Annotated in this window: 5 protein-coding genes; 2 read left to right on the forward strand and 3 right to left on the reverse strand. The window is 72.2% G+C overall.

The window, feature by feature from the left end; genetic code table 11:
* Positions 1–96 precede the first annotated feature (96 nt).
* Complete coding sequence (locus FOE67_RS18820; protein ID WP_182665843.1) at positions 97–558, reverse strand: ATP-binding protein; 462 nt, start codon at positions 556–558, stop codon at positions 97–99.
* Positions 559–1,018: 460 nt separating this feature from the next.
* A complete protein-coding gene (locus FOE67_RS18825; RefSeq protein ID WP_182665845.1) occupies positions 1,019–1,399 on the reverse strand; it encodes an STAS domain-containing protein in 381 nt (126 codons plus the stop codon).
* Positions 1,400–1,680: 281 nt separating this feature from the next.
* Here FOE67_RS18825 and FOE67_RS18830 point away from each other — a divergent pair, with 281 nt between their 5' ends.
* Both FOE67_RS18830 and FOE67_RS18835 read left to right on the forward strand, forming a co-directional pair.
* Positions 1,681–2,640 (forward strand): RNA polymerase sigma factor SigF, encoded by a 960-nt coding sequence (locus FOE67_RS18830; protein ID WP_228474035.1) that lies wholly within the window; start codon positions 1,681–1,683, stop codon positions 2,638–2,640.
* 418 nt (positions 2,641–3,058) lie between these two features.
* A complete protein-coding gene (locus tag FOE67_RS18835) occupies positions 3,059–3,754 on the forward strand; it encodes an MOSC domain-containing protein (protein ID WP_182665847.1) in 696 nt (231 codons plus the stop codon).
* 43 nt (positions 3,755–3,797) lie between these two features.
* Here FOE67_RS18835 and FOE67_RS18840 read toward each other — a convergent pair.
* On the reverse strand, positions 3,798–4,020 hold a 223-nt coding region (locus FOE67_RS18840; protein ID WP_182665849.1), incomplete at its 5' end, for a hypothetical protein.

The following is a 4,020-nucleotide window of genomic DNA, read 5'->3' on the forward strand; positions in this document are numbered from 1 at the left end:
GTTTAAAAGCGACAGGTCCGGGGTCGGGCGCACGGTCCCGGCGCTCTCCTCCACGCCGGGTCCGTGTCCGTCGGGCCGAGGGGTCGCCGGGCCCGCTCAGTCCAGGGACTTGGGTACGGCCATCTCCGCCCAGACCGTCTTGCCGGGCAGGGTGCCGTCGCGCAGGATGCCCCAGTCGACGGACAGCCTCTCCACAATGAACATGCCGTGCCCCCCCGGACGTCCCGGAACCCGTCCGGTCCGGGGCGCCGGCATGCCGTCCCCCAGATCGGTGACCTCGATGCGCACCAGGTCGGTGCCCCGGGTCAGGCTCATGGTCTGTGGGCCGCCGCCGTGCAGACAGGCGTTGGTGACCAGCTCCGACACGACGAGCAGCACGTCCTCGGTGGACGCCCTCCCCTCCTCGTCGCGCGGCGGGATCCAACCCCAGTCCTGCAGGGACTCCCGGGCGAAGTCGCGGGCCCGGACCACGGGTCCGGGAGCTCCGGCCAGGGACAGCCGCCGAACGTCCGGCTGGGGCCCGGGGTCGCTGTGAGTGAACGGCCGGGCCGTGCTCATCCGCGCCTCCCCTCGCCTCGTCGCCGTTTCGGTGATTGCCGCTCCGGACGCGCGGTGCCCCACTGGGGGATCCGTGCGGCGTGCCGTGGTACGTCGCGCCATCGGTTTCTCGTCGCTTTCGTCCATCGCGGTGTTCGCGGCCGGGACGACCTGTCCACCCGGTCCCCCCTCCGCGCCGGACTCTCCGTTCCGGTCCGGTGTGACGGGTCTCCTGCCCGGGGTTCCCGGAACGACACCCACCGATCGGGGTGAATCGTGTGACCCGCGCTACGCCGGGAGCGAAGGCGCCGGTCGTCGTTCCGGCGGGGGGTGGAAAGCGGTTGCGGTGATCCGCAGGACGCGGCGGCCCGACGGGGCGATGTCACGGGGTGGCCCTGCGGCCGGGCAGCCCGGAGCACGGGGTCCCGCGCCTCGGACACCCCGTGGGGATTCTTCGCGATGACCACGCCGGGTGAATCCCTCAGCCGGCCTCGATGGCGGCCAACGCCGCTTCGAGGGTCTCGTGCATGGGGAAGACGGCGTCCGCACCGGTGATCTCGAACACCCGGGAGACGGCGGGCGACATGGCCGCGAGGTGCACCTCGCCACCGGCCTCCTCGATCTCCATGCGCGCCGCCAGAAGGGTGTTCAGCCCCGTGGAGTCGCAGAAACCGAGCCCCGCGCAGTCGATCACGATAGGATAACGACTCTCGGAGATGCACGAGTCGATCGCCTCCTTCAGCAGATCGACCGAATGGTGATCCAACTCACCGCGCGGCGTGACCACCGCGCCCGACTCGCGCCGGTGCACCTCAACCCCGAACTGTGGCCGGTGGGCACTCCCCGACGTCACGCGATCCATGCACACCCCTTCAAGGTCCACCATCATCACTCGGGGGTCCGAAATGGAACCGGACCCTACCGATAGGTTCGCACCTTATCCCCAGAGTCCACCCCCGAACAGCCGACCGGCACCGGCAAAAACGGACAACACGGATATAAAGAATTTGCCTCCCGACATGCATCCCCGGTAAGGGTGGGGGCAGAAGAGACCCGAATGCGCCGGCCCATGGAGGCACGCACACCGCACCACAGCACGGCATCGGCCGCCACACGCCGAAGAACCCTACGGAGGACGACACCATGTCACCCGCCCCCGACGTCGACCAGACGCAGATTCGGCAGATCACCCACACCCTTCCGGTGGACTCCCCGGCGGACTCCCCGACCGAGCTTCTCGATCGGGCCGAGGGCCCGGCGGCGGACACCCCTCCCCCGCCCCCGTCCATGGAGGCCATCAAGGAGCAGATCTCGGCCATATCCTCCTTCGAGGAGGTCGAGCCCTGGGACGCCCGGGTCCTGTCGAAGTCGCTCTTCCAGCGGCTGCGCACCCTGGAGGAGGGCACCCACGAGTACTCCTACGTCCGCAACACCCTGGTCGAGCTGAACCTCGCCCTGGTCAAGTTCGCCGCCTCGCGCTTCCGCACCCGCAGCGAGCCGATGGAGGACATCGTCCAGGTCGGCACGATCGGCCTCATCAAGGCCATCGACCGCTTCGACTGCGAACGCGGGGTGGAGTTCCCCACCTTCGCCATGCCGACCATCGTCGGCGAGATCAAGCGGTTCTTCCGCGACACCTCCTGGTCCGTGCGCGTCCCGCGCCGCCTCCAGGAGCTGCGGCTCGACCTGGCCAAGGCCACCGACGAGCTGTCGCAGAAGCTGGACCGGGCCCCCACCGTCGCCGAGCTGGCCGAGCGCCTGCAGATCGACAAGGAGGAGGTGCTGGAGGGCATGGCGGCCTCCAACGCCTACACCGCCAGCTCCCTGGACGCCCAACCGGAGGAGGACGACTCCGAGGGCACCCTCGCCGACCGCATCGGCTACGAGGACCACGGCCTGGAGGGCATCGAGTACGTCGAGTCCCTCAAGCCGCTGATCGCGGAGCTCTCGCCCCGTGACCGGCAGATCCTCTCCCTGCGGTTCGTGGGCAACATGACCCAGTCGGAGATCGGCGAGGAGCTGGGGATATCGCAGATGCACGTCTCCCGACTGCTGGCCCGCACATTGGGCAAGCTGCGCAGGGGGTTGCTCACGGAGCAGTGACCGCCCGACGGGGCCGAGAACCGGAGGGATTCCGGAGCGCCCGGTCGCGTGGCCCGCGGGGCACGTGACCGGAGCGGTGTGTGGCGTGTCGGCAGGCCGTCGGACACCTTCCCGACAGCGCGTCGGGCGGGTATCCGGCGGTCTGCGGTGCTCCATCCCCCTGTGCGGGAGACACGCACGACGCGTGGAGGTGACGTGAAGGTCGCCCCGGCGTCGCGGCCCCCACCCGCCGGGCGACGCGCCGGCCTCCCCACCGCGCTCCCGCTTCGTCCCCCGTCCGCGGCTCCCAACGCCACCCCTGGCCCCGGCCGACACCGTCGGACCGGGGCCGACGTGTGCCAGGGCGCGGTCCCGCGCCCCCGCCGGGCCCGGTGATATCCCGGTGACGGCTCTCCCCCGGCTCCCCTAGGGTGAGCCCATGTCCGCTTCCCCCGCCCCGCCGCCGGGCCCCCGGGTGCTGTCGGTGAACACCGCCCGCGCGATGGCCGTCGACTACACCTCCGCCGAGAGCGGCCTGACCGGGATCGCCAAGCGTCCCGTCTCCGGTCCGGTGCGGGTGACCCCGCCCCCCGGACGGGGCACGGGCGGGGATTCCGGACTGGTCGGTGACTTCGTGGGCGACCGGCGCCACCACGGCGGGCCGGATCAGGCCGTCTACGCCTTCGCCCGGGAGGACCTCGACCGCTGGGAGGCCGTCCTGGGCCGACCCCTGGCCGACGGCTCCTTCGGGGAGAACCTCACCACCGCGGGCATCGACGTGAGCGGCGCGCGCATCGGCGAGCGCTGGCGGATCGGCGGAGTCCTGCTGGAGGTCTCCTGCGCCCGTATCCCCTGCCGCACCTTCGCCGAGTGGCTCGGCGAGCGGGGCTGGGTGAAGCGGTTCACCGAGGACGCCGCGCCGGGCGCCTACCTGCGCGTGCTGGAGCCGGGCGAGGTCCGCGCCGGGGACCCGGTGGAGATCGCGTACCGGCCGGACCACGAGGTCACGGTGGCCTTCCTGTTCCGCTCCCGGACCACCGCGCCCGAGCTGCGCACACGGGTCCTCGCGGCGGGCGAGGCCCTGAGCGCGGAGGAGTGGGAGAGGGCCCGGGCCCGGGCAAAGGCGGCCGACTGACCGTCGGCGGGCCCCGTTCGGACACCCCGGGGAGCGGGCCCCCTCACCGGGGCGCCCCGCCGCCGGCCGCGGCGGCGTTGTTCCCGCCGTTCCCGCCGTTCCCGCCGTTCCCGCCGTTCCCGCCGTCCCCGGCGTTCTCCTCGGCCTCCCGGATGATCGCCGGTGAGAGCCGGCGCCCCAGGTACCACAGCAGCGGCAGCGAGAGCGCCGCCGTCGCCAGGAACGGGGCTCGCAGCCCCGCCTCCCGACCCGCGACCGCCTCCACC

This window comes from Streptomyces calidiresistens (assembly GCF_014141525.1).
In the GTDB taxonomy this organism is placed as follows: Bacteria; Actinomycetota; Actinomycetes; order Streptomycetales; family Streptomycetaceae; genus Streptomyces; species Streptomyces calidiresistens.